This is a genomic window from Paenibacillus sp. ATY16 (assembly GCF_003399985.2).
GTDB classification, from domain to species: Bacteria; Bacillota; Bacilli; order Paenibacillales; family Paenibacillaceae; genus Pristimantibacillus; species Pristimantibacillus glycanilyticus.
Window position 1 is genome coordinate 1 of sequence record NZ_NMOK02000052.1, and the last position, 24268, is coordinate 24268.

18 protein-coding genes are annotated in these 24268 nt (G+C 53.0%); 10 read left to right on the forward strand and 8 right to left on the reverse strand.

Annotated elements, in window-relative coordinates; genetic code table 11:
- Window positions 1-664: 664 nt before the first annotated feature.
- Together CFI03_RS25810 and CFI03_RS25815 are read right to left on the reverse strand one after the other, a co-directional pair.
- Window positions 665-1816 (reverse strand): Gfo/Idh/MocA family protein, encoded by a 1152-nt coding sequence (locus tag CFI03_RS25810; protein WP_248760817.1) that lies wholly within the window; start codon window positions 1814-1816, stop codon window positions 665-667.
- A gap of 14 nt (window positions 1817-1830) precedes the next feature.
- Window positions 1831-2904: a Gfo/Idh/MocA family protein gene (locus CFI03_RS25815; RefSeq protein ID WP_248760819.1), complete on the reverse strand. Its 1074-nt coding sequence runs from the start codon at window positions 2902-2904 to the stop codon at window positions 1831-1833.
- Window positions 2905-3025: 121 nt separating this feature from the next.
- Between CFI03_RS25815 and CFI03_RS25820 the strand changes: the two genes are divergently transcribed.
- The 3 genes from CFI03_RS25820 (at window position 3026) to CFI03_RS25830 (ending at window position 11281) form a co-directional block, all read left to right on the forward strand.
- The gene (locus CFI03_RS25820; protein ID WP_127491897.1) at window positions 3026-3865 is read left to right on the forward strand and encodes an AraC family transcriptional regulator; all 840 of its coding nucleotides are present in this window, start codon (window positions 3026-3028) and stop codon (window positions 3863-3865) included.
- Between the two features lie 12 nt (window positions 3866-3877).
- Window positions 3878-4426, forward strand: a complete 549-nt coding sequence (locus tag CFI03_RS25825; protein ID WP_248760820.1) for a GNAT family N-acetyltransferase — start codon at window positions 3878-3880, stop codon at window positions 4424-4426.
- A gap of 348 nt (window positions 4427-4774) precedes the next feature.
- Entirely contained in the window at window positions 4775-11281 is a 6507-nt protein-coding gene (locus CFI03_RS25830; RefSeq protein WP_248760829.1) for an alpha-amylase family glycosyl hydrolase, read from the forward strand.
- 153 nt (window positions 11282-11434) lie between these two features.
- On the opposite strand, the gene CFI03_RS25835 is transcribed toward CFI03_RS25830, so the two are convergent.
- Window positions 11435-12331, reverse strand: coding sequence for a LysR family transcriptional regulator (locus tag CFI03_RS25835; protein ID WP_248760831.1), 897 nt, complete (start codon window positions 12329-12331; stop codon window positions 11435-11437).
- A gap of 129 nt (window positions 12332-12460) precedes the next feature.
- Between CFI03_RS25835 and CFI03_RS25840 the strand changes: the two genes are divergently transcribed.
- Window positions 12461-13132, forward strand: coding sequence for an O-methyltransferase (locus CFI03_RS25840; RefSeq protein WP_248762441.1), 672 nt, complete (start codon window positions 12461-12463; stop codon window positions 13130-13132).
- A 78-nt stretch (window positions 13133-13210) separates the two neighbouring features.
- Complete coding sequence (locus tag CFI03_RS25845; RefSeq protein ID WP_248760840.1) at window positions 13211-14203, forward strand: NADPH:quinone oxidoreductase family protein; 993 nt, start codon at window positions 13211-13213, stop codon at window positions 14201-14203.
- 73 nt (window positions 14204-14276) lie between these two features.
- On the opposite strand, the gene msrA is transcribed toward CFI03_RS25845, so the two are convergent.
- From msrA to CFI03_RS25860, 3 genes are all read right to left on the reverse strand, one after another.
- Window positions 14277-14798, reverse strand: coding sequence for a peptide-methionine (S)-S-oxide reductase MsrA (gene msrA, locus CFI03_RS25850; protein ID WP_248760850.1), 522 nt, complete (start codon window positions 14796-14798; stop codon window positions 14277-14279).
- Window positions 14799-14950: 152 nt separating this feature from the next.
- Window positions 14951-15616: an ABC transporter ATP-binding protein gene (locus CFI03_RS25855; RefSeq protein WP_283094699.1), complete on the reverse strand. Its 666-nt coding sequence runs from the start codon at window positions 15614-15616 to the stop codon at window positions 14951-14953.
- Between the two features lie 137 nt (window positions 15617-15753).
- The gene (locus tag CFI03_RS25860) at window positions 15754-16503 is read right to left on the reverse strand and encodes a YheC/YheD family protein (protein ID WP_248760859.1); all 750 of its coding nucleotides are present in this window, start codon (window positions 16501-16503) and stop codon (window positions 15754-15756) included.
- Between the two features lie 153 nt (window positions 16504-16656).
- Between CFI03_RS25860 and CFI03_RS25865 the strand changes: the two genes are divergently transcribed.
- From CFI03_RS25865 to sbnB, 3 genes are read left to right on the forward strand one after another with little or no spacing between them, the layout of a single operon-like run.
- Window positions 16657-17919, forward strand: a complete 1263-nt coding sequence (locus tag CFI03_RS25865; RefSeq protein ID WP_248760861.1) for a phenylacetate--CoA ligase family protein — start codon at window positions 16657-16659, stop codon at window positions 17917-17919.
- Window positions 17916-18917, forward strand: a complete 1002-nt coding sequence (gene sbnA, locus CFI03_RS25870; protein WP_248760863.1) for a 2,3-diaminopropionate biosynthesis protein SbnA — start codon at window positions 17916-17918, stop codon at window positions 18915-18917. Before CFI03_RS25865 ends, sbnA begins: the two co-directional genes overlap by 4 nt.
- Entirely contained in the window at window positions 18914-19882 is a 969-nt protein-coding gene (sbnB, locus tag CFI03_RS25875; protein ID WP_248760865.1) for a 2,3-diaminopropionate biosynthesis protein SbnB, read from the forward strand. The genes sbnA and sbnB overlap by 4 nt, the downstream gene beginning before the upstream one ends.
- Window positions 19883-20174: 292 nt before the next feature.
- Here sbnB and CFI03_RS25880 read toward each other — a convergent pair whose 3' ends face one another.
- The gene (locus tag CFI03_RS25880) at window positions 20175-21179 is read right to left on the reverse strand and encodes an aldose 1-epimerase (protein WP_248760867.1); all 1005 of its coding nucleotides are present in this window, start codon (window positions 21177-21179) and stop codon (window positions 20175-20177) included.
- Window positions 21180-21289: 110 nt separating this feature from the next.
- Window positions 21290-21652 (reverse strand): LytTR family transcriptional regulator DNA-binding domain-containing protein, encoded by a 363-nt coding sequence (locus CFI03_RS25885; RefSeq protein WP_127491869.1) that lies wholly within the window; start codon window positions 21650-21652, stop codon window positions 21290-21292.
- A gap of 185 nt (window positions 21653-21837) precedes the next feature.
- Here CFI03_RS25885 and CFI03_RS25890 point away from each other — a divergent pair, with 185 nt between their 5' ends.
- Both CFI03_RS25890 and CFI03_RS25895 read left to right on the forward strand, forming a co-directional pair.
- On the forward strand, window positions 21838-22917 hold the full coding sequence (locus tag CFI03_RS25890; RefSeq protein ID WP_248760869.1) for a lactonase family protein: 1080 nt from the start codon (window positions 21838-21840) through the stop codon (window positions 22915-22917).
- A gap of 28 nt (window positions 22918-22945) precedes the next feature.
- Entirely contained in the window at window positions 22946-24163 is a 1218-nt protein-coding gene (locus CFI03_RS25895; protein ID WP_248760870.1) for an MFS transporter, read from the forward strand.
- Window positions 24164-24268 lie beyond the last annotated feature (105 nt).

Genomic DNA, 24268 nt, shown 5'->3' on the forward strand with positions numbered 1-24268 from the left:
ACGAAGTGTCTACTTTTTAGTTTAAGACCATTGAGGGGTTACTTGGCAGTTAGGCGTGCATTATGGTGTATTAAATCCAATGTAGATTGGAAAGTGAGGTCAAATGTGCAATTACGTTGGATGGGATCCAATATAGAGAGGAGGTCCCATTGCTATGGTACCCAAATGTGTTCAAATAGTGGGCTTGCAGAAGCTTAAGGTCCCTGAGGGACCTTAGGGTAATAAAATTAGTTAGCTTAGGTGGAGTTAAGGCCCCTAAGGGGCTTAATTACTCAGAACAAGCGGCAAACAGCTTGCAAAATCCCCCACTCAGATGAAATTAGACCCTCGCAGGGTCTTATTCAGCAATAGTAAATAATTTGGAATACGATAAGACCCTGGCACGGTCTTATTTGCCATCGCGTGTATCCAAACTGGCCTGATTAGAAGGCGTGCAGATGTAATAAGACCCTCGCAAGGTCTTATTCAGCAATAGTAGGGTAATTTGAAGCGTGATAAGACCCTTGCAGGGTCTTATTCGCAAGCGCGAGTGACGAAACTGACCCATTAAAGCTGCTCCTAAAGAAATAAGACCCCAGCAGGGTCTTATTCATTACCAGTAGAGTAACTTCAGCTAGAATAAGACCCCCACAGGGTCTTATTCCTCCACGTCCATCTGCTAGCCTCACAAATTGCTGCCTGTCGTAATCGTGAGGTCCTGGAAGTTCTCGACGGAGGCCCCTTTTTCGTAGAAATGAGGGACGTTGTCCTGGATGCCTTGGCGCGTATAGAACGGATCATCGGCGGCGAGCGGGAAAGTAACTTTTTCCCCGGTGCTGGCGGATTTGTAAATGCCAAGAATCAGCTCGAGCGTCGCGCGTCCGCTATGTCCGTCAATCAACAGAGATTCCCCGCCTTCAATCGCGGACAATACGTTGTTGACCTGCCCGACATGCCCTTCGTAGGTTACCTCCGGCAGGTTGTCGTAATAGGCTTGAATTTCGGAGGAGAGAGCCGTGTTCGGCGTTGGGAAGCCGTTATCCATGGAGCTGGAGGTCACAAGCTTCCATGGGGCGGAAATCCGTGCTGCTTTGCCTTGGAAAATAAGCTGCTGCTCTTCGCCGTGATGGACGACGGAGCTCGTGATTTGGCCAAGACCGCCGCCCGCGAATTTGAGCATCGCAATCGACAGGTCCTCCACTTCCGCGTTATCATGCGACGTATTGCTCATGAACGCCTGCAGCTCGGCTGGCCGGCCCATCATCCAGAGCAGCGCGTCGATATGATGAACGGCATGGTTAAGCGTGCAGCCGCCGCCTTCCTTCTCCCACGTGCCGCGCCACCACAGGTCATAGTAGCAGTGACCGCGCCACCAGAAGGAATCGACCTGCGAGTGGACAACGGGGCCAATCAGCCCGCTGTCGAGCACTCCCTTAAGCTTCATCATCGGCGTGCGGAAGCGGTTCTGGGCAACGATAGACAGGAGCTTGCCGCTTTCCTCGGCCGCCCGGTTCATGGCATCGCATTCTTCGAGCGAGGAGGCCATCGGCTTTTCGACCAGGACATGCTTGCCCGCGCGGAGGAAGTCAACGGCAATCTCGGCATGCGTGTAAGGGGGCGTGCAAACGGAGACCAGATCGATATCCTGCTCCAGGAGCTCCTTGTAATCGCTGTATGCCTTCGCCTCGGTAAGTCCACATTGGGCAATGCGGCTCTCGGCTTTGTCTAAGTAAATATCCGTAACGGCAACAATCCGGCATCTGTCCGAAAATTTCTGATAAGCGTCAATATGGGCTCTGCTGATGGCCCCGGATCCAATAATCGCTACTTTAAGCATCGTGAAATCCTCCCCTATTCCATGCGAACCGCAAGATTTTGGGCTAATACGCTAAGCTCGGCAACCTTGAAAGCATGCTCTTGAGTCATGGCATTTTCCGTACGGTGGATGCAGTCGAGAATAAGCTGACCGAAGAACGGGTAACCAACTTGACCTTTCACGGAAAAATGAAACTCTCCCTCTTGGTTAGCCATGTACACCTGATCGCCTTCGGGACTCCTGGCAAGATCCACGTATTTGCGGACTTCGATATAACCTTCCGTGCCAAGGATAAGCGTCCGCCCGTCGCCCCAAGTGCTCAGCCCGTCAGGCGTCAGCCAGTCCACCCGGAAGTACGCCGCCGCGCCGTTATCGCCCGTCAGCATGACATCGCCGTAATCCTCCAGCTCCGGATAGTCCTTATGATGGTAGTTGGCGATCCGGGACTGTACGACCTGCGCGTCCTTAGCTCCCGTATAGGACAGGAACTGCTCGATTTGATGGCTGCCGATATCGCAAATAATGCCGCCGTATTTCTCCCGTTCGAAGAACCATTTCGGTCTGGATTTCGCATTCGTCCGATGAGGTCCCCAGCCCATAACCTGCACGACCCGTCCGATCGCTCCTTGCTCGATCAGTTGGCCGGCGAATAAAGCTCCTTCGTTATGGAGCCTTTCGCCGTAGTAAACCATGTATTTTTGTCCGGTCTCGGCGGAAACCCGCTTGGCGTCTTCCAATTGCTCCAGCGTTGTGAGCGGGGCTTTGTCCGTAAAATAATCTTTGCCCGCCCGCATCACCCGAAGGCCAAGCGCGCAGCGTTCCGAAGTAATAGCCGCGGAAGCAACCAGTTGAATCCGGGAATCGGCGAAAATTTCCTCCTCCGAAGCAGCAACCTTAACCTGAGGATAGCTCTTGACGAACCGGGCAACCTTCTCCGGATCCGGATCGTACACGTATACAAGCTCGCCGCCTGCTTCAATCAATCCGTTGCACATGCCGAAGACATGCCCGTGGTCCAGCGCGATTGCCGCGAATTGAAACTCCCCAGGCGATACGACCGGATTGGGTTTGCCTTGCGGCGCATAATTCATGCCATCTGATTTATTCAAGCGAGAAACATCTCCTTTAGTGGAATTGCTTCTAGGATATATGGAAAAAGACATCCTTTGTCGCTCGATTTTGCGGTAAAATGTTTATATCTTGCGGTTATCTTGAGAAGGTGGGAATCGGATGGTTCAAGCAAAGAGATTATTCGAATACGAGTACCGCAGAACGTCCAGGGACTATTTCCGCGAGGTGTTTCATGCCCATTCCCAGATGGAGCTTACGTATGTGCATGAGGGCCGGGGGCTGCTCATTATCGACGGAAAATCGTATTCGATTGAGCCCAATACGCTGCTGGTTTTCCCGCCGCTGCAGATGCACCGGATTCAGATTCAGGTGACGGAGGCGGAACCCTTCATCCGCAGCGTGCTGCTGTTCGAGCCGGCTGTGCTGCATGGGTATTTGAATGATTTTCCGAGTTTAAAAAGCTTCTTCCAGCGCTTAATGCTGCAGCAGGCCAATGTGCATCCGGTGAACGCCATGCCGGAGAGCGAGCCGTTTGTCGCTTTGCTGAGGCAGTTCAGTCTAACGATGGGCGGCAAGAGAGAGGCGGATTTCGAGGAAAACATGGGCGTCTTCCTGCTCAGCCTTGTGCATCAGTTAAAGCAAAGCCCGGACGGGGAATCGGCTTATCTGAAGAAGCATAATCTTCATGTGGAAGAAATTATCGGATGGATAGAGAAGCATTATATGGAGCCGTTCCGGCTGGAGGACCTGGCAGGCGAGCTTCATTTGTCGCCTTATCATGTGGCTCACCTGTTCAAGGAGTCGACCGGCACAACGATTGTGGCCTATACCCAGGCGACGCGGATCCGGCATGCCTGCTCGCTGCTTCGCAAGACATCCTTGCCGTTATCGGAAATCGGCTACAGGGTAGGAATTGCGAACCCCTCGTATTTCAGTAAAATTTTCCGCCAGATCATGGGCGTGGCTCCGCTGACGTATAGGCAGCATCTGATCAAATAATGAGGTGAAACGATGATTCTTTTTCAAGGGAAAGAGGTTGGTCTCCGCACGCTTGAAACGGAGGATGCGGGGCTGCTCGTCCGTTGGCTGAGCGATCCGGTGGTGCTGGAATTTTACGAGGGCAGGGACAGGCCGCTTGACGCGGAACTGGTCCGGAAGCATTTTTACGAGGATCGGGAAGAGATTATTCCCTGCATTATTCGATATAACGGAGCCGATATCGGCTATCTGCAATTTTATGAGATTGGGGAAGAGGAAAGGGAGATTTACGGACTCTCGGATGAAGCGGGCAGCATCTATGGCATGGATCAATTCATTGGCGAATTTCGTTATTGGAACAAGGGGATCGGCACGGGGCTGATCAAAGAAACGGTGCGTTATTTGGTTAACGACCGGGGAGCGCGGAAGATTGTCATGGACCCGCAAGCCTGGAATGCAAGAGCGCTAAGAGTGTATGAGAAGTGCGGCTTTAAGAAGGTGAAGCTGCTGGAGAAGCATGAGTGGCATGAGGGGGAATACCGGGATTGCTGGCTGATCGCATACGATGCGGTGAAGGCGTAGAAGGAGGGGCAGCCGATACTGCCCGTACCGCCTATATCCCATCTTTTCAATAGTCCAATATGCGCAAACGGTTGCTCATATTTTTATCGTTTCTGTCGAATAGTAAATTTCTTCTAACGGATTATTGACTGTAAAGCGTTTTCATAATAGGATGAGGGTAATGAACTTAAGCTGATAAATGCCTAATTTAAGGGCAATGCCTTCCGGTCTTTACTGCAAAAGCCGGAACAACCCCGCTATCTCTTCTAACCCAAGGGATAGCTTTTTTTATCGGCGGAAAGGAGCTTTTTGCGTCTTGTTGTGCAATCGTTTGCCTAAATTGAAGGTACTAGGGAGGATTACGCGCATATGATGAAGCATGTGAGGAGCAGAAAACAGACAAGAGTATGGTCGCTGCTGCTGGCGATCATGATGGTTATTCAGGTGGTGGGGCTGATGCCCAAGCAGGTTCAAGCAAGCGCTGTCAGCGGAACCTATGCGGAGGGTAGCACGATTCATTTTGTTCTGCCGAAATCATCGGTCGGCATTACGGCCAAAGGCGATTTCAACGGCTGGAGCGATCCGGCCGTAACGCTGACCGATGGGGACGGTGACGGTACGTACACGGCAGAGGTGACGGGCGATGCGCCTAACAAGGCCTATGGCTACAAGTTTCTGGTGAACGGCAACTGGCTGGATAATCCGAACCTGAGCGTGACTTCGGACGAGAACAGCAAGATTCATCTAAGCTATACGCCGCATTTCAAGGTGGCGGGAAGCTTTGACGCGAATGCTTTTGACGATCAGCATGAAATGGTGCTAAGCGAGGGTAACTACACTTTTGCGGCTGAATCGCTGGCGGACGGGACTTATACGTATAAATTTATTTCGGCGGCTGAGGGGCTGCCAAGCATTTGGTTCCAGGATCCTGCGAATTCGGAAACGTCGAACGGAAACAGTAAAATTCTGGTTGGCGAGCAGCCGGCCAATGCTCCAGTTGCGGATGTATTCGCCAACCAGCTGGGAGGCAGCGCCAAATGGGTGGTTGCCGGTTCCTTCCAAGGGTGGAATAACGCTTCGGCGGATACGCTCATGAGCCATCTCGTTGGCGAGTTTTACGCTTATTCGACCGTGCTGGACGCGGGCCATTACGAGTTCAAGCTGGTCCGACAAGGTACCTGGGACGGTTATTCGGACAACGGCAATAACTTTGCTTTTGACCTGGCGGCTCCATCGAAAGTGAATTTCTATGTCAATGACGAGCTTGGCAAAGTTCGGATCAGCGTGCCGGGTGCAAGCGGCATTCCGCAATACACGCCGGTTCTTGACGCTGCGGAATGGCCGCGGCTTGTTGGCGACATTCAGACGCAGTTTGGCGAGGGCGCATGGGCGCCTGATCAAGCGAAGCAGCTCTTTGTCGATTACAACTTTGACGGCTCGGTCTATAAGCTGCAGCGTACGCTGCCTGCAGGCCGTTATGAGATGAAGGTTGTTCAGGGCGACGATTGGTCGGCGGATAATTACGGATCGGGCAACGACAATTTTATTTTGACGACACTGGATCCGGCCGACATCACGTTCAGCACCGTGCCTGCGCAGCGGACGATCGTGACGAATTACAAGCCGGCGGACAGCCAGTTTGACGGGATGATCAAGCGCGACAAGCTGCTGTTTGATTCCCGGTCGGTTACTTACAAGAAGCCGTTTGGCGCGATAAAAGAAGGCGTAGAGGATGTAACGCTCCGCATCGCGACGGAAGCGGGCGACGCGCAGGTTGTACGGGTAGAGCTGAGTAACCCGGAAGGGCTTGCTTCGGCTTTTGATATGCACAAAGCGACTTCCTTTGACGACAAGGATTATTGGGAAGTGACGATCCCGGGCTCGACGTTCAAGGGCATCGGGGTATGGGGTTATAAATTTATTCTGATCGACGGAACGGCGAAGGTGGAATACGGCGATGACGGTTCGCGCGGCGGTACCGGCACAACGGCGGATGAAGGCGTGCTGCCTTACGATCTGACCGTTTACGATAAAGATTTTACGACGCCGGATTGGATGAAAAATGCCATTGTGTATCAGATTTTCCCCGACCGGTTCTATGACGGCAACAAAGACAATAACCGGGCGAAGACGGAGGACGGCTACCGCGGTCCAGCCGATGGAGATGGCGCAACGGCCGGCGTGACTTCGAAGGGCGGCTATGAACTGCAATATTTTGACGGCGGAGTGGCCAATGATCCAACGCCGGATCAGGTAGACGGAACCTGGTCGACCGTGCCGGAAAATCCGGACCGGATCTCGCCGGAGCAGAAGCCTTACTTCCCGGATGCGAAATCGGACGGCGTATGGACGAACGAGTTCTACGGCGGCGATATTCAAGGGGCTTCGCAGAAACTTGATTACCTGAAGTCCATTGGCGTAAACGTCATCTACTTCAACCCGGTTGCCTGGGCAGGCTCGAACCATAAGTACGATGCGACCGACTACGAGCATCTGGATCCGATGTTTGGCGAGCCGGTGTACAATACGCCCGGCGATCCAAGCTCAGGGCTGGATTACGAAGCGACGAGGGTAGCTTCCGACCGCATTTTCACCGAATTTGCGAAAAAAGCCCATCAGATGGGGATTATGCTCATTGTTGACGGCGTGTTTAACCATGTCGGCGATGATTCGATTTATTTTGACCGCTATGAGAAATACCCGGAGATCGGAGCTTACGAGTTCTGGGCAAAAGTGTACGACAAAGTGAATGACAATGGCTTGGCGCTTGATGTTGCGAAACAGCAGGTCATTGATTCCTTTACCGCCCAGATCAATCCGGCTACGGGCAAGCATTACGCGTATCCGGACGATTTTGATTTTACAACCTGGTTTACGGTAACCAATGAAAAGGTAGACGGCCATTACAAATACGAAGGCTGGTGGGGTTACGATTCCTTGCCTGTCATTGATGCGCCGACGCCTGCAGCCGGCGATACGGAAGGCCTTCCGGGCAACCATGAATGGAACGTTCAAGGTTACCGCGACCTCGTTATCGGCCATAATCTGACGGGCAAGACGGACGAAGAAGCTTCAGCGATGATGCAGAAGGCGAACTCGCAGCGCTGGGGCTGGATGGGGGCAAACGGCTGGCGGCTCGACGTTGCGCCGGATGTATCCGCGGGCACCTGGCAGAAGTTCCGCGAAGCGGTGAAGTCGACGGAAGGCCGCAAGGACAGCAATGGCGAGACCATTCCGGAGCCGATTATTCTGGGCGAAGAGTGGGGCGTAGCTACGCGGTTCCTGCTTGGGGACCAGTTCGATTCGGTGATGAACTACCGTTTCCGCGGCGCGCTGCAAAGCTTTATCCTTGGCGGCAACGCCCAGCAGTTTAACGATGCGCTGGAGTCGATCCGCGAGGATTATCCGGCGGAGGCTTGGAAAGTGATGCTCAATCTGGTCGATTCCCATGATACGATCCGTTCGATAACGAAATACGATAAGCCGGAATGGGAAGAGGAGCATTTGGCGATCGCGCCGGAGGCGTCGGACAAAGCGCTGAAGATGCAGGCGCTGACGGCCATTTTCCAAATGGGTTATCCGGGTGCGCCAACGATTTATTACGGGGATGAGGTTGGTCTTGCCGGTACAAAAGATCCCGACTCCCGTCGTACGTTCCCTTGGGAGCGCGTATCGGAATCCGGTGGAGAGTATACCGGGGTTGGGAAATATGCTTCTCTGTTCGAAACGTATCAAAAGGCAGGCACTGTACGCGAGAACAATGAAGTGTTCCGTACAGGCGAACTGAAGACGGCTTATATTACGGGCGATGTCATTGCCTATGCACGGAAAACGGGCAGCCAAGGCGGCCTTGTCGTGGTGAACCGGGGCTCTTCGGATGCGTCCATTCAAGCGGATGTGGCAGGCTTCCTGCCTGAAGGACTGACGCTGAAAGACCAGCTTGGCAGCAATGTAGAAGCATCTGTTGCCGGTGGCAAAGTGACGCTGACGGTAAAAGCGATGAGCGGTCTCATGATGACGTCGAACTCGGAGCTGGTTCAGGTTCCGCAGGTGTTGAATATCCGTGCGACCGGCGGCAACGGGCAGGTGGCTTTGACTTGGGATGCGGTAGCCGGCGCTTCCGGCTATAACGTATACCGCGCGGCGATTGAAGGCGGGCAGCTGCAGCTGGCAGGGCAGCCGGCAGATGCAAACTGGACCGATACGAATGTCGTGAACGGCAAAAAATATTACTACACGGTGACGGCCGTGACGAAAGACGGTGAAAGCCCGCTCAGCGAATACGGCTCGGCTACGCCATCGTTCCCGGTCAGCAGCGTGGAAATTACGAAGCAGTCGGAGGAAGTAACGCTTGGCGTTGGCCATAAGACCTCCGATATTGAAGTAACGATTGATATTCCCGGTCTGACGGACAACGCGGCGTATGCCGGCAAGGAAGCGCCAAACGTCATTGGACGCCTTGCGTTCTATAAAGAGGGGGCAGGCAAAGCGACGGCTGAGGATACCAAACTTCGCTATAAATCCGATACGGAAGACGGCGGAAAGGTATACTGGGCTTCTTTTGAACCAACGGAAGCGGGCACGTATCATTATTTTGCGAGGGTATCTACGGATAACGGCGAGTCGTATACCGAATCGGCCGAGGCAGCGGTGCCGGTTCAGGCAGACAGCTCGGATACCGAAGCTCCGAAGGCCCCCGTGCTTGCGGAGATTGCGGTGGAATCCAACCGCGTGCTGCTGAACTGGACGGAGGATCCCGAAGAAACCACGGTGGATCATTACGAGATTTTCCGCAAGACGGCGGATTCGCGATTTGTGAAGATTGCAACGGCGGCCAAAACAGCGGTGTCTTATGTGGACTTTACGGTCAGCAACGATACGGCTTATACGTACAAGGTAGCTGCCGTAGACAACGCGTATAACCGGGCTTACTCGGGCGAGCAATCGGTGACGCCAAAGCTTGTTATGGTTGATGTGAAGCTCCGCGTTCATTTGCCAAGCTATACGCCGGTCAAGGACGATATTTACTTGGCGGGCGATCTGAACGGCTGGAATTCGGCAGGCAACAAGCTGTCCGTTCCAAGCGGCGCCACAACCCGAGATGTGGTGGAATACAGCTTCAAAATGATGGCGGGCAAGTCGATCCAGTACAAATATACCCGCGGCACCTGGGCGACGGAGGCATTTACCTCGCATGCCCGGCTGGCAAGCGATACCGTGGATGCCGGCAACTATGCTTACTCCTCGACCGATACGAATATGAGGCTGACAATCAAGAACCAGGGCGGCAATACGATGGTCGTCGACGATTACGTCCTGCGTTGGGTTGATATGCCTATGATTTTGACAATGCCGCGTATCTCTTACGGCGAGAATATTTCGTATGATACGGATGAAGAATCGTTTACGCTGCGCGCCAATGTGCCGTATGGCGTGGCCTTTACGATTAACGATCAGCCGCTGGCGGATGGAGCAATGGATGCTTACGGCAACGTGTATGCGGAAAATATTCCGCTTGAGCCGGGCGAGAACCGCTTTACGCTTCACATTGAACCAAGCGCCGAGACGCTGGCGCAGGATTGGTACACGGATAAAGGCCGCGCCTCGCAAGCGACCAAAACGATGGAGCTTGTAATTACGAGAGACGGCGGCGATAGCGGAAACGGCAATGGTAACGGCAACGGAAATGGCAGTGGCAGCAGCGGCGGCGGAGTGACGCCGGGCAGCTCTTCGGTAACGGTGACCGAACAGCAGCTGAAGGATGCGGTTAAGCAAGCCGGCGACAGTAAAGTGACTGTTGCGGTTGAGGGTAAAACGGAAGTACTCCTGCCGGTGGGGGCTGCTGAGCTGTTGGGCAGCAAGCCGCTGGAGCTGAAGCAAGGAGATCTGGCGCTGCTCATCCCAAGCGCGATGCTGCAAGAGCTGGTGAAGATAGCGGGAGGCTCTGCGTCTAGTGCTGCTTCGCATATTGTCCTGCAGCTTAAGCCGCTTGATGCAGCGGCGCAGCAGGACTTGCTGAAAAAAGCTGCTGCGTCAGACGGTGCGGAGCTAAGCCCGGCTTCTGCCGTAGTTGATTTCCGCCTGGCGCTAGTGGATGGCAATGGCAAGGAAGCGGCGGTATTAAGCAAGTTTGACGAAGCGCTGAAGCTGACATTTAAGCTGGATAGCGAATCAAACAAAAAGCTGACCGGTATTTACTATGTGGCAGACGACGGCAAGCTGGAGTATGTCGGGGGAACGTTTAATGCAGACGGTACAATTACGGCGAATATCCAGCATTTCTCCAAGTATGCGGCATTGGAGTATGCGAAGACCTTTGGAGATGTTCCTGTGACTCATTGGGCATGGGGAATGATCACAGAACTTGCATCTAAGCATGTTATAACTGGCGTAACGGCCGGCCGATTTGAACCGGAACGCAGCGTGACACGTGCCGAATTTGCAGCTCTGCTTGTTCGGGCTATGAGCCTGCAGGCGACCAAGCCGGCTGGCTTCGCGGATGTAGCAGCCAGCAGGTGGTATGCCGATAGCGTTGCAGCGGCGGCAGAAGCGGGCATAATCAAAGGGCGTACCGCTGCAACCTTTGCGCCAAACGCAGTCATTACGCGCGAAGAGATGGCGGTTATGCTTATGCGCGCGTACGAAGCGAAAAGCGGCAAGAAAGTAGAGAGCAGCATGGAAGGCAATACGGAAGGCAATACGGAAGGCAATACTTTCACCGATTCCGCCGCTATCCATGACTGGGCAAAAGCGCCCATTGATGCAGCCGTAAAGCTTGGCTTCATCAACGGCAAGGGCCAAGGCAAATTCGACCCGCAAGGCAACACAACCCGGGCCGAAAGCGCGAAGGTGATTTACAAGCTGCTAGGCTTGTAGCAGACGGAAAGCTGTCCCCAATGGGGCAGCTTTTTTGCGTCTTAATGGTGGAGCTGGGGCAATAGCAGGCAAAAAGCCTGCTGCTCTAAGTTCAAAATAAGAGGAAAAACCCGACTTGCAGAGGGATGAGCTGGAATAGCCGTATGCGAGGTTCTACCTCACATACGGATTCTGCCGGATCATCTGCACGAGGTTCATCGCCGAGGCGGGGAGCGGCTCGTTTATGCGGGTGCAGATGGCGATGGTGTTCTTGAGATTGATCCCTTCCACATAGACGCGGGCGAGGTCGCCGCGTTCGACGTAATCGCGGACGACGAGGGAGGAGACGAAGTTGGCGCCGTAGCCTGCGATCACGGCAGTGATTGCTTCATGCAATCCGTTGAATTGCAGGGAAATGGTCGGAACGGCGGAATTGTAGGTGCGGCATAAGGACAGCAGGCGTTCGCGTGTCGAACTGCCTTCCTCGCGCATGACAAATGGCTCCTTCATCATCTCGGACAGCGTAACCTGCTGATTGGCATACCGGTGGCCCGGCGCTACAACAAACCATAATTCATCCTGAAACAATTCTTCTGTCTGAATCGTGTCCGGATAATTCTCGGCCATTCCGCCAAATATGGCGATATCGGCTTCGACGTCCAGCAGCTGCTGTAAGGCCCCGGTTGAGTTGGTTGTCGTGATATTCATTTCGACCTGCTCGAACTGCTGCTTGAACTTGGCGATCCAAGCCGGGATAAGGAAGTGGGCAGGCAAATAGGTAGCGGCAAGCCGGATGCTGCCGATGGTGCCGCTGCGGTAGTTCACGGCAAATTGCTCGATCTGATGCTCCACGGCAAACAGTCTTTTGGCCAGCACGGAAAGCTCCTCGCCTGCATCGGTTAACGCGATTCCTCTACCTTGAGGCTTGAAGAGATCGAGCATCAGCTCTTTCTCAAACTTCTTGATCTGGGCCGTAATCGCAGGCTGGCTGATGTTCAGCAGCTCGGATGCGCGGGTTACGCTCCCCGCTGCCGCAATCGTATGAAACAAACGCAAGGCATGCAAATTCAAAACGCGGCTCCTCCAATCAATCTATATATGAAATATATAAGTTCAAGAAAAACATATATTATTCTTATCATTATAACTCGCTTACTATGGAAGTAGAAAGTCAATTCAAAGCGAGGAGAAGTGATTATGATGAGTACATTGCACACTTGGGAAAAAGTTGATGCCTACCTGACGGAGCAGCTCATTCAGCAGGACTCCATTCTGGAGCAGGTGCTGGCAAACAACAAAGAGGCCGATCTGCCCGCCATCGACGTGGCGCCGAATCAAGGGAAGCTGCTCAGCCTCTATGCTCAGATGATTGGCGCGGAACGGATATTGGAGATTGGTACGCTTGGCGGCTACAGCACGATCTGGATGGCAAGGGCACTGCCGGAGCACGGAAAGCTGATCACACTGGAGCTTGATCCCCATCATGCGGTTGTCGCCGGTCAAAATATCGCATTAGCCGGACTCAGCCAAAAAGTAGAGATAAGGGTCGGTGAAGCGCTGGAGCAATTAGCAAAGCTGGAGGAGGAAGGGGCGGATCCTTTTGACCTCATTTTCATTGATGCCGACAAACCGAATAACCCCCATTATCTGCAATGGGCGCTGCGCTTCTCCCGTCCCGGCACGGTTATCGTTGGCGACAATGTCGTTCGCGAGGGAGAGGTGATAAACAGACACAGCACGGATCCCCGCGTTCAAGGCGTACGCAAATTCATGGAACTGCTGGCTGAGGATCCGCGAATGACGGCAACGGCTATCCAGACGGTTGGAGCCAAAGGCTATGACGGCTTTGCGTTTGGGATCGTCAAGAGCTAATTAGTCTTCCCCGATTTGGATGTGCCCTTCTCTTTCCGGTACAATAGAAGAAACGAAACCGAAGGAGTGGATGCAAGAATGGATCACTTCCGTGCTTTAGTAGCAGATAACAATGGGGAAGAAGCGCCAACGCTAACGATTAAAAATCTGACTACCGCCGATCTGCCCGAAGGAGAAGTAACCGTTCGAGTCGCCTACTCCAGCGTGAACTATAAAGACGGGATGGTTGGAATTTGGGGGCGAATGATAAAAAGCTATCCGCATATCCCGGGCATCGACCTTTCCGGCACCGTTACCGAATCTACGGATCCGCGTTATAAGCCGGGGGATGAAGTCATCGTAACAAGCTATGGTCTTGGCGTAACGCATTATGGGGGATACAGCGAGCTGGCACGGGTTCCCGCAAGCTGGGTTGTTCCTTTGCCAACCGGGCTTACGCAACGCGAGGCCATGATCCTAGGAACGGCGGGCTTTACGGCGGCGTTATCCGTTCAGCGGCTAGAGGATAACGGACTAACACCGGAGAAAGGTCCGGTCGTTGTCGCGGGTGCAAGCGGCGGGGTAGGCAGCGTTGCCGTCAACATACTTGCCAAACGGGGTTACGAGGTAACGGCCAGCACGGGAAGACTCAGCGAAGAGGCTTACTTGAAGGAGCTTGGCGCCAAGCATGTCATTCACAGGGATGAACTGACGGAAACGGAACAGAGGCCGATCCGGCGTCCGCTCTGGGCGGCTGCGGTGGATCCGGTTGGGGGGAAAACACTTTCCTACCTGCTGAGCACGCTCCAATACGGAGGATCCGTTGCCACAAGCGGATTAACCGGCGGGGTTGAAGTTGAGACCTCGGTTTATCCATTTATTCTTAGAGGGGTGAACTGGCTTGGCATCGATTCGGTGGAATGTCCGATGGAGCTCCGTAGCCGGGTTTGGGAGCGCCTCGCCTCAGACCTGAAGCCTGCAATGCTAAGCAACACGATCGTAAACGAAATCCAGCTGGAGCAGCTGCCGGAGGAGCTTGCCCTTATTTTGCAAGGTCAAGTGCGCGGCCGGACAATCGTAAAGCTTGGATAAAAAAGAAACCCGCTTGCTTGCCGTATTTACAATAACGGCAGGCCAAGCGGGTTTCTTTTTGTGAAGACAACGATCATTTCCAGTTCTGCTCAATAAACTCGTCGCGTCCGGACTGGGCGCGGTCTTCTTTGTAATGCTTCGGATTCTTCTTGTGATAATCCTGATGATAATCCTCCGCCGGGTAGAACGTCTCCGCCTCCCGAATCTCCGTCACAATCGGCTTGTCGAAGCGGCCGGATAACGCCAGCGCCTGCTTGGAAGCAAGGGCGAGCTCCTTCTGTTCCTCGTTATAATAGAAGATTGCGGTGCGGTACTGGCTCCCGCGATCCTGGAACTGTCCTTCGTCATCGGTTGGGTCAATCTGCGGCCAGAATAGCTCAAGCAGGCGTTCATAAGGGAATACCGCCGGATCGAACGTAATCTGGACGACCTCGAGATGACCGGTTGTCCCTTTTTTAACCTCTTCGTAAGTCGGATTGGCCACATGGCCTCCCATATAACCGGATACGATTCCGTGAATGCCTGGAAGCTCCTCAAAAGGCGTAACCATACACCAGAAGCATCCTCCGGCAAAAGTTGCATGCGTAAGCGACATTTTACATAACCCTTTCTTTTCTTGCGTTGACTTGCCATTGTTTATTGTCTAAAAGTAACTTGTCCGGCGCAAGAAGTCAATTTCGCCGCTTCCGCACGCCAAAAAGCCCCATAACCCTCCGCATACAGCCGGAAAGCAATGAGGCTTAAGATTTAAGCAATAGCTCCATCTCTAATATATAGGATTCGATCCGCGTACGAAGCCACCGCCTGATCATGGGTAATCAGGATAATCGTACGGCCTTCCGCATGAAGCTTGGTTAAAAGCGCCATGATTTCTTTTCCCGTATGCGAATCGAGCGCGCCCGTAGGTTCATCCGCGAGCAGTATCGAAGGATTTGTTGCAAGCGCTCTCGCAATTGCGACCCTTTGCTGCTGCCCCCCTGACAATTCCGCCGGGCGGTGGTGCAGATGTCCGCCCAGCCCAACCGATTCGAGCGTATCCAGCACCGCTTTTTTTCTCTGATGCCCGGGAATTCCCCGGTAGATTAACGGCAGCTCTACATTGTCGTAGGCTGACAAGGTTGGTATCAGATTATAGCTTTGAAAAATAAACCCGATCCTCCTGTTGCGCACATCCGCCAGTTGATTATCGTTCATTGCCGATACCCGTCTGCCCTCCAGCACATAAGTGCCGCTGTCGGCAGTGTCCAGGCAGCCCATGATATTCATGAGCGTAGATTTACCGGAGCCGGACGGCCCTTGAATGGCAACAAATTCGCCTTCCTGCACTTCCAGCGAAATATGCTGCAAGGCCGTGTAACGCTGCCCGCCCATGCGGTAATGCTTCGTAATCTGCTCCATTTGAACGATGGACATCCTGTTGAACCCTCCTCGTAAGCATTGGCTTAAGAAATCGCAAGCAATTCTTGTTTTCGTAAGCGTCGACCTACTATAGAAGTTATTCAAAAAGCTTGTTCAAAATATCAGAGCAAATAAGTTTTTCCTTGTCACGCTTAAGTTCTGCGGGCATTCAATTTGCGCAAATGGAGAATGCGATTATACATCGTGCGCGTCGGAAGCTTCTTGAAAGGAATAGCCTCAGGGGTTGTATTCACTTCGAGAATCCAAGGATGCAGCTGCTGGTCCAGCGCAATGTCGAAGCCCAGCTCGATCAAGAAGGGATACTTGGCCTTGAGCATATGCGCGCTTTCGATACACAAGCTGTTCAGCTGTGAAGTTACCTTGCGAACAAGCGCTGCTCCGCCATGGGAGGCTATAACGGAACTGAAGGTGTAGATTTCGGCGCCTTGCGCCCCGTTGGTTACGGCCATGCCTTGCTGGGCAACCCGGGCAAGCATGCCTGTAATCTGCCAGCGCCCGTATTCGTTTAATTGTACTTCGACCCGCAGGTCGTAGATCCGGTTTTTGAATCTGGACAAATGGATGCCGCGTTGAATAATGTATTTGGTGCCTTGGATTTTGTACGTCAAGGAAGCTACAAGCTGTGCCCAGGTCAAATTTCTTCTCTTTTTTGCCCCGAGCTGATAGGAATAGGTACCGTTCTTATGCTCTACCCGCATAACCCCAACGCCGTGAGAGCCGCTGTTTGGTTTTACATAGACCATTTGATAGAGTCGCAGCATGCTCTTCAAAGATCTTTCGCTAAACGGGAGAGTATGCGGAACATGACTACGGGTTGAAGCCTTTTGGTTTAGAACAATGGTTTTGGCCCATTTGTTATATACGCCTCTTCTTTTTTTCATAGGGATACAATCTTCCTCCGTCTTCCTGACATGGTAGTCTTACAGAAATAAGATATGCTTGCCTTTTCTGCTTCGAGTGGGCCTTATGCGGGGGCGATTCTCTTTTGGGGCGCATAGAATGGTAGAATGATCGACTGAAATGGAGGATGCTTCATGCCTATTTCTATGAATTTACCTTCTCTACGCGCCAAATGGGAGGAAGTGAGACTGCTGTATCCTTGGTATAAAGAAATGACCGGGGATAATAAAAGCTTCAATTGGGAGGATGTTCCTCTTCTCACGCAGGACAGATTGCTGCCCTATTACGAGAGCGACGAGAAGGCTGTTCCGCTAGACTGGAATGTCTACCGGACTTCGGGTACAAGCGGCAATAAAAGAAAAGCTATCTATTATGATGCCAGCGACGAGGATGCTTATATTCAGTATAAAAAAGAAATGTTTGCGGAGCTCCTCAAAAACTATGAAGTTTCCCGGGCATTAAGCGATATGGGGACGGGGCATGCGGAAGCTACGGCGGTGCAAATATTCGAAGAGCTAGGTCTTGCATGCGAATCGGTTCCTTTTGGCCTGCCTGCAGCCGCCCATTTGATCCGTATTGCGGAGTATCAACCGGATGTGCTGTATACGATGCCTTCTCTGCTTGACGGGATGCTTCGCGTTGCGCCTGCGGATTTTAACTGGGGCGTGCAATGCGTCATTCTGGTTGGGGAGCCGGCACCGCCCGCGTGGCGTCAGCGGGTTGCGGAACGTCTTGGCATTACCGAACGGGATGTAATGGATACGCTGGGCAGCATCGAGATTGGAACAATTGCTTATTATGACCGGTCGATCGAACGGTATGTGGTTATGGACGGCATTATAGCCGAGGGCGTGGAACCTGCAGAGGCAGGTCTGCCCGACGTCGAGCTTCCTGCCGGAGAGCAGCTCCTGGTGTTAACCTCGCTTGTGCGGCGGCGTTTCCCGGCGCTTCGTTTCGTCACTTACGATGTCGTCCGCGATTTAAGGGTCGAAGAGCGGGACGGCAAGCGGATGACCACCTTTGATGCTATTGTGAAGCGGGTCGGACCGGAGCTCAAGCATGGGGAAAAAATCAGCATTTACGATATCGAAAATGCGATCTTCAAGCATGTCCGGCAGGCCGTAGTGAAGGTGCTTGTGAACGGCAATAAGCTTCAGGTCAACATTACGACAGCCGATGATTTAAATGAAGACGTGCGGACTGCGATTCGCGATGAACTGCATAGCACGATTCCCGCGATCGGCGCGATGATCCGGGGCGGTCTGCTGGAACAAATGGATGTTTTGTTTCTTGGCAAAGATACGGACTCCGCTACGCCGGAGGGAACGGGGAAAAAGCCGATTAAGCAGAAAAAGCTGTTTGTGCAGCAGGGCAGCGAAGGAAGGGATCATGGATGAGCGTTTACGATAATGTTGCGTCCATGATTGGCAATACCCCCATGGTGAAGCTTGGAAGACTGTTTGGTCATGCCGATTTTGAGGTATACGCGAAGCTGGAGATGCATAATCCCGGCGGAAGCGTAAAGGACCGTCCGGCAAAGGCTATGCTGGAGGCCGCGTTATTGGATGGCCGGATAAAACCCGGCTCCGTTATCGTGGAGTCCAGCTCGGGCAATCTGGCGGTAGGGCTTGCGCAGTTGTGCAACACGATGGGCTTTAAGTTTATATGCGTGGTAGATCCCAAAACAACGGAAGCGAATCTTCGCGTGCTCCGGGCTTACGGTGCGAGAATTGATCTGGTCGAGAAGCCTGATCCGGAGACGGGAGAATTCGTGCCCGCACGGCTTGCCCGCGTTCGCAGGTGGCTGAAGCGGCTGCCGGATGCTTTTTGGCCGAATCAATACGGCAACAAAAACAATGCCTTGTCCCATCAGCGGACGACGATGGCGGAGATGGCCGCCGATCTTCCCAAGCTGGATTATTTGTTCTGCGGCGTTAGCACCTGCGGAACGATTCGGGGCTGCGTGGACTACATCCGGGAAAACGGGCTGCAGACGAAGGTCATTGCGGTAGATGCGGAAGGCAGCATTATTTTTGGCGGGGAAAAGGGAAAGGTTACGCGTCTGCTGCCCGGACTTGGGGCAGGCATTAAGCCGGGGCTTTGTCCGGACGAGGGTATTCATGAGGTTGTACGCGTAAACGACCGAGATTGCATTGCCTGCTGCCGAAAGCTGGTCCGCATGGAATCGATTCTGGCCGGAGGCTCCTCTGGGGGAGTGATAGCGGCTGTGGAAAAATATAGTTCGTTCATCGAGCCCGGCTCAACCTGCGCGGTACTGCTGCCGGACCGGGGAGAACGCTATTTGAATACCGTTTATGACGATACGTGGGTATCACGGATATTCGGCGAAGCTTTTACGTCCGGTCTGCATAAGAAAGGAGGAAGCATTTCATGATTTATTTGAATGAACGGGATCTTGGGACGATCGGCATTGACTGGCTGGCATTGGCTGAGCTTATTGGAGATGCGGCGGCTGCTTACGCCGCCGGCGAGTGCGCGCAGCCGATAAAGCCTTATCTGAAATACGGGGATGAGCGTAACCGGATCATTGCTATGCCTGCTTTTGTCAGCCGCCCGGTGCGGGCTGCCGGGCTTAAGTGGATTGCCAGCTTTCCGGGCAATATTGAGAATGGACTGCCGAGAGCGAACAGCGTTACGATTCTGAATGACCCGGATACCGGCGTTCCCGTTGCGATGGTGCAGGGCAGCCTCATTAGCGCTATCCGGACAGCGGCGGTGAGCGGCGCGATGCTGCGCAAGCTGGTTGCGGAAAAAGAGGCACCGTTGCAGGTAGCGTTGATCGGCATGGGGCCAATCGGGCGGATGCACGTGCATATGCTAAACGGCCTGCTTGGTGACCGGATCAGTCGAATTTCCGTTTTTGACCGTAGGGACATTGAGATTGATGAGTGGTTGAAGGGAGTGCCGGCCGTTATTCCGGTTGAGAAAGCAGCATCCTGGCAGGAGGCTTACCGGGGAGCGGACGTTGTGTTTACTTGCACGGCTGCGCCGGAGCGCTATATCGATGAGCCTGCCAAGCCGGATGCGATTCTGATGCATGTCTCGCTGCGCGATTATCGATTGGAGGCATTATCTAACGTGGGCACTATTATCGTTGACAGCTGGGAGGAGATTTGCCGGGCGGATACGGATACGGAGCGTCTGCATTTGCATGCCGGCCTGCAGGCAGAAGATACGTTGACGCTGGCCGATGCATTGACGCTTCCTTTGGAGCAAATCATTCAACCTGCGGGACCAACGTTATTTACGCCAATGGGGCTTGCGATCTTTGATGTCGCCGTTGCGGCGCATTATGCCGAGGCTGCGGAGCGGCTTGGTGTGGGTCTGAGATTGGAATAGAAAGAAAAGGGCTGTTCCGGAAGGAACAGCCCTTTTTTCCGAGCAGCGGAGTTTTAACGAAACGTCATATTCTTATTTGCGCTATAGAAGCGGATTCTGAGCTCTAATGAAACGTAGTATCGTTATTTGGCTAGTTTAGGCTGATTTGGCAGGGGTGTTTCTTAAATAACGTTTCGATGTTTCGTTAGAATTTTGAAAGGCCTCTAATGAGCGGAATAAGAATATGAGGTTTCGTTAGTAATGGGGGTTAAAATACAGCAGCCCCGGAAATGCTCCGGGGCTGTTGTATTTTTTATTTTACCGATCGCAGGTAGAAACGGCTCGAGTTCTCCCAAATGCCGCCCGGCTCCAGGCTGACGAGACCAATCTCATCGGCCGGCAGGTCAACGTTTGGCGCATTAACCAGGTTAAGCTGCGGCTCAGGGCAGAAGAAGCCTTTAGTCGCGTTGTTATTCCATACCATCCATTGCTTGAAGGCCGTACCCGCGTCATAAACGAGAGCAACCTGCTCGCGCGCATCCGTCAGCACCATTTGGTTGCGGCCGTTGCGCGGTTCTGCCGTGTAGTGGTTGTCCATCGCTTCCCAATAAGTAGGGACGCCGGTTGTTTGAATTGCCTGTTCGCCCTCGGAGAGCGGGAGGAACCGGCCGGTAGGCAGCATACGCTCGCTCATTTCCCAGCGCTTGCCGATCGTCATCGTGAAGGAGCAGTCTTCCGGCGTGCTGTTTGGCGCGAATGGCGCGTTAACGGCGGTATGGAAGGCAACCATGCAAGGCATGGCGTCTTGTCCTTCATTATGTACGGAAATATGCTGAAGAAGTCCGGTATCGTTCAAGGCGTAACGCAGACGAAGGGTAAATGCGTGCGGCAGGAATTCGAAGATCGGATGCTTCTCGTCCACCGACAGCTTCAGGGATACGTAGCTTTCCGTTTTGTTTACGCCGTAGTCCTCAACCGTCCAGACCGCCGTATGGGCAAAGCCGTGCAGATGGTTGCCTGTCTTAGGCTCGTTAATAGGGAACGTATACGTTTTGCCGCCCAACTCAAAGGTACCGTCTTCATAACGGTTCGGCGGGAACAATACCGGAATCCCGTGAACGCCGGGGTTCGCTTTAAACGCTTCCATTTCTTGCTCGGCTGGCTCGCGGAGAATATGATAGCCTTTGCTTGTGTCGCGGAATGCGATCAGATTCGCGCCAACGCCAGGAAGCACGGCAGCTTCGTAAGAGCCCCATTGCAGCCATACCGCAGGCTCGCCTTTATATTGTTCCTCGAATGCTTTTCCTTGCGTGCTCATTGATAATGCCTCCTTATAATCAACCTTCCCTTAGAATAACAGGATGAACTTGAACAGACAACCGCCGCATTCCAGGGCTGGAATGCGGCGGTTGTCCGTACAGGCAGAGCTTATGGTGTTATGCGCAGCTCGTTGTTAATCGTGCGTTGAGTGAAAAGCTGCTGCAGCACGTATTGTTTGCGCCTAGGTACCGGTACTTGCTTCGTCTCGTGATATTCCGAGCCAAAGTATACGACGCCGCCGGCAATGGACTTGATCTTGCCGATATTAATGTAGCAATTCGTATTCACCGGATAGAAGCTGCTATTTGCGGTGAGCTGCTGGATCTGTTCGGCAGTCATTCTCTTCTTTATGTTGTAGTTTCTGCCGTGGAAGCTGACTAGACCAAGAGTACCAAGCTTGAAGTAAAGCACATCCGATTCCAGTTCGAAATCCTCGTAGATATTTCGGCCGCTCAGCGTAGTATTCATCATTCCGATTCCCCCTTAGAAATGTGAACTACTGATTTGATAGCGCTTACATTATATCACGCCTATTCATGGTTGAAAAGACATTTTTTTATAGGCGTCAGAATGTTTGTTTAAAAGCATTGTGAAGACGGATGGCTTATGCTATGTTCACTTTACTGTACTCTACCTAAAGAAAGGTTGTTGAGCAAATGAGCAAGAACCAGACCTTTGCTGGCATTTTATACGTTGGCTCTTATGGAGCCGCAGCTGAACCGACGATTCGCGTATGTTCTTTTGACGGCGCCGCAGGCAAGATTTCGGTCAAGCAGGAAGTGACTAAAGTTCAAAACGCATCCTATCTGGCCGTTGATTCGGCTGGCCGTCACTTGTATGCGGTAAGCGAAACGGGGCAGACCGGCGATGAAGCGGGAGGCTCGGTTGTATCCTTTGCGATTGAAGAAGGAAGCGGAGCGCTAACGGAGCTGAACCGCCAGCTGACGTATGGCGCGGATCCTTGCTACATAACGGTCGATTCCGCGAATAACGCTGTATTGGTTGCGAACTATACCGGAGGTAACGCAGCGCTTCTTCCTATTCATGAAGACGGCACGCTTGCGCCGGCATCTTCCATAGTTCGGGAAGAGGCACCGCTGGGCTCGAATGCCGCGCGTCAGGAAGCACCTCATGCGCATGCCATTGTCGTAAACGGTAATTATGTTTATCTGAATGATCTTGGCACGGACCTGATCCATACCTTCCGGATCGAAGAAGGCAGCAAGCTTGTGAAGCAAAGCTCCTGCAAGCTTCATTCGGGCGCCGGTCCGCGCCATATTGTATTTCATCAGAGCTTGTCCACGGCTTATGTGATGAATGAACTGGATTCGACAGTTACCTTGCTGAATGTATCGGCGAACGGGGAGCTCACGCCTGTTCAGACCGTATCCGCTCTGCCGGAGGGCTTCTCGGGCTACAATGATGCTGCGGATATTCATCTGTCGCCATGCGGCCGTTACCTGTACAGCTCCAACCGCGGTCATAACAGTATCGCTGTATTTTCCGTTGATCAAGCAGACGGAAGCTTAACGCTTCTGCAGAACGCTTCTTGTGAAGGCGATGCTCCGCGGAACTTCCTTGTACTGCCGGATGGCAGCCAGCTGCTAGTCGCGAATCAGAAAACAGGCAATATCGTGTTGTTCTCCGTTAACGAAGAGACGGGTCATATCCACTCGGAAGGTACGATACTTGAAGTACCAAGTCCGGTATGCATTCGTTTGGGTGCTGCCCGGTAAGCTTGGCATATAGAAAGAAGGAATCGGCATGTCCGGCAATTCGGCGAAAATTTCTCCGGCAGTCAAGCTGGGGACGGTATACTCTATACTTTTTGCTATAAGCTCTGTCCATTTGCTTAACGATGCCATGCAATCGGTCGTATCGGCCTTATTCCCGATATTCGAGGATTCGCTTGGTTTAAAATTCGGCCAGATCGGCTGGATCGCTTTTACCCTTAATATGACGTCGTCGGTCCTGCAGCCTGCGGTAGGTTTATTATCGGACAAAAAGCCCGCGCCATGGATGCTCCCGGTGGGTATGGGATGCAGTCTGGTCGGGATGGTAGGCCTGGCTTACGCGCCAAGTTTCTGGATGCTGCTGCTTGCCGTCGTATTCGTAGGTTTTGGCTCGGCTGTCTTCCATCCGGAAGGCTCGCGCGTCGTATTCTTTGCCGCGGGCGAACGGCGCGGCCTTGCGCAATCGATCTATCAGGTCGGTGGCAACTTCGGCCAGGCGCTTGCTCCGCTGATGACGATTTATATTTTCGTCCCGCTTGGCCAACGCGGTGCCGTGCTTGGGACTTTCCTTGCGATAGCCGCAATTCTTGTGCTTCTCCGGGTTGTCCCTTGGTATGGAGCGCAGCTGGCCGAGAAGGGTACGCCGGTTAAGAAAAAAGCAGCCGGCAGCGCTCCGGCAGTATCGCCATACAACAAAAAAGTTATCGCTTTTGCCTTAACCTTGCTGCTTATTCTTGTTTTTGCACGCTCGTGGTATGCGGCGGGAATTGGAAGCTTTTATAATTTCTACATGCAGGACAAATACGGGTTATCTATCAAAGCAGCTCAAGTGCCGCTCTTTATCTTTATGGCGGCAGGCGTGCTGGGAACGTTCTTCGGCGGGATTCTGTCGGACCGGTTCGGCCGAAAGCGCATGATGCTGTTCTCGATAGCCGGCTCCGCGCCATTCGCTCTGCTGCTGCCGCATGTCTCGCTTGGCTGGGTGTATCCGGTTATTTTCGTGCTTGGATTTATCCTGCAGTCCGGCTTTTCGGTCAGCGTTGTTTACGCGCAGGAACTTCTGCCCGGCAAGGTAGGCATGGCATCCGGCTTGATTACGGGTCTTGCCTTTGGCATGGGCGGGCTTGGCTCGATTGTGCTTGGCACGGCAGCCGACCATTATGGCATTTTGGATACGATGGTGGCCTGCAGCTTCTTGCCTTTGATCGGATTGTTATCGGTTCTGCTTCCGAAGGACCGTAGAGAATAAGATGACAATAAATTGGCTTCAACTCAAAAATTCGGGTATTGCTTAAGGATCTTACCCGTTGATAAAGTTGCCTTAACGGCGCTTGCAACCGCTCTAATTCGGCGT

What these genes read in the sequence shown, in the direction of transcription:
- CFI03_RS25880 (WP_248760867.1), bottom strand. Translation starts at nt 21,179, where the DNA reads ATGAGCACGCAAGGAAAAGCATTCGAGGAACAATATAAAGGCGAGCCT.
- CFI03_RS25845 (WP_248760840.1), top strand. Translation starts at nt 13,211, where the DNA reads ATGGATCACTTCCGTGCTTTAGTAGCAGATAACAATGGGGAAGAAGCG.
- CFI03_RS25825 (WP_248760820.1), top strand. Translation starts at nt 3,878, where the DNA reads ATGATTCTTTTTCAAGGGAAAGAGGTTGGTCTCCGCACGCTTGAAACG.
- CFI03_RS25820 (WP_127491897.1), top strand. Translation starts at nt 3,026, where the DNA reads ATGGTTCAAGCAAAGAGATTATTCGAATACGAGTACCGCAGAACGTCC.
- CFI03_RS25860 (WP_248760859.1), bottom strand. Translation starts at nt 16,503, where the DNA reads ATGAAAAAAAGAAGAGGCGTATATAACAAATGGGCCAAAACCATTGTT.
- msrA (WP_248760850.1), bottom strand. Translation starts at nt 14,798, where the DNA reads ATGTCGCTTACGCATGCAACTTTTGCCGGAGGATGCTTCTGGTGTATG.
- CFI03_RS25810 (WP_248760817.1), bottom strand. Translation starts at nt 1,816, where the DNA reads ATGCTTAAAGTAGCGATTATTGGATCCGGGGCCATCAGCAGAGCCCAT.
- CFI03_RS25895 (WP_248760870.1), top strand. Translation starts at nt 22,946, where the DNA reads ATGTCCGGCAATTCGGCGAAAATTTCTCCGGCAGTCAAGCTGGGGACG.
- sbnB (WP_248760865.1), top strand. Translation starts at nt 18,914, where the DNA reads ATGATTTATTTGAATGAACGGGATCTTGGGACGATCGGCATTGACTGG.
- CFI03_RS25840 (WP_248762441.1), top strand. Translation starts at nt 12,461, where the DNA reads ATGAGTACATTGCACACTTGGGAAAAAGTTGATGCCTACCTGACGGAG.
- sbnA (WP_248760863.1), top strand. Translation starts at nt 17,916, where the DNA reads ATGAGCGTTTACGATAATGTTGCGTCCATGATTGGCAATACCCCCATG.
- CFI03_RS25830 (WP_248760829.1), top strand. Translation starts at nt 4,775, where the DNA reads ATGATGAAGCATGTGAGGAGCAGAAAACAGACAAGAGTATGGTCGCTG.
- CFI03_RS25885 (WP_127491869.1), bottom strand. Translation starts at nt 21,652, where the DNA reads ATGATGAATACTACGCTGAGCGGCCGAAATATCTACGAGGATTTCGAA.
- CFI03_RS25890 (WP_248760869.1), top strand. Translation starts at nt 21,838, where the DNA reads ATGAGCAAGAACCAGACCTTTGCTGGCATTTTATACGTTGGCTCTTAT.
- CFI03_RS25855 (WP_283094699.1), bottom strand. Translation starts at nt 15,616, where the DNA reads ATGTCCATCGTTCAAATGGAGCAGATTACGAAGCATTACCGCATGGGC.
- CFI03_RS25865 (WP_248760861.1), top strand. Translation starts at nt 16,657, where the DNA reads ATGCCTATTTCTATGAATTTACCTTCTCTACGCGCCAAATGGGAGGAA.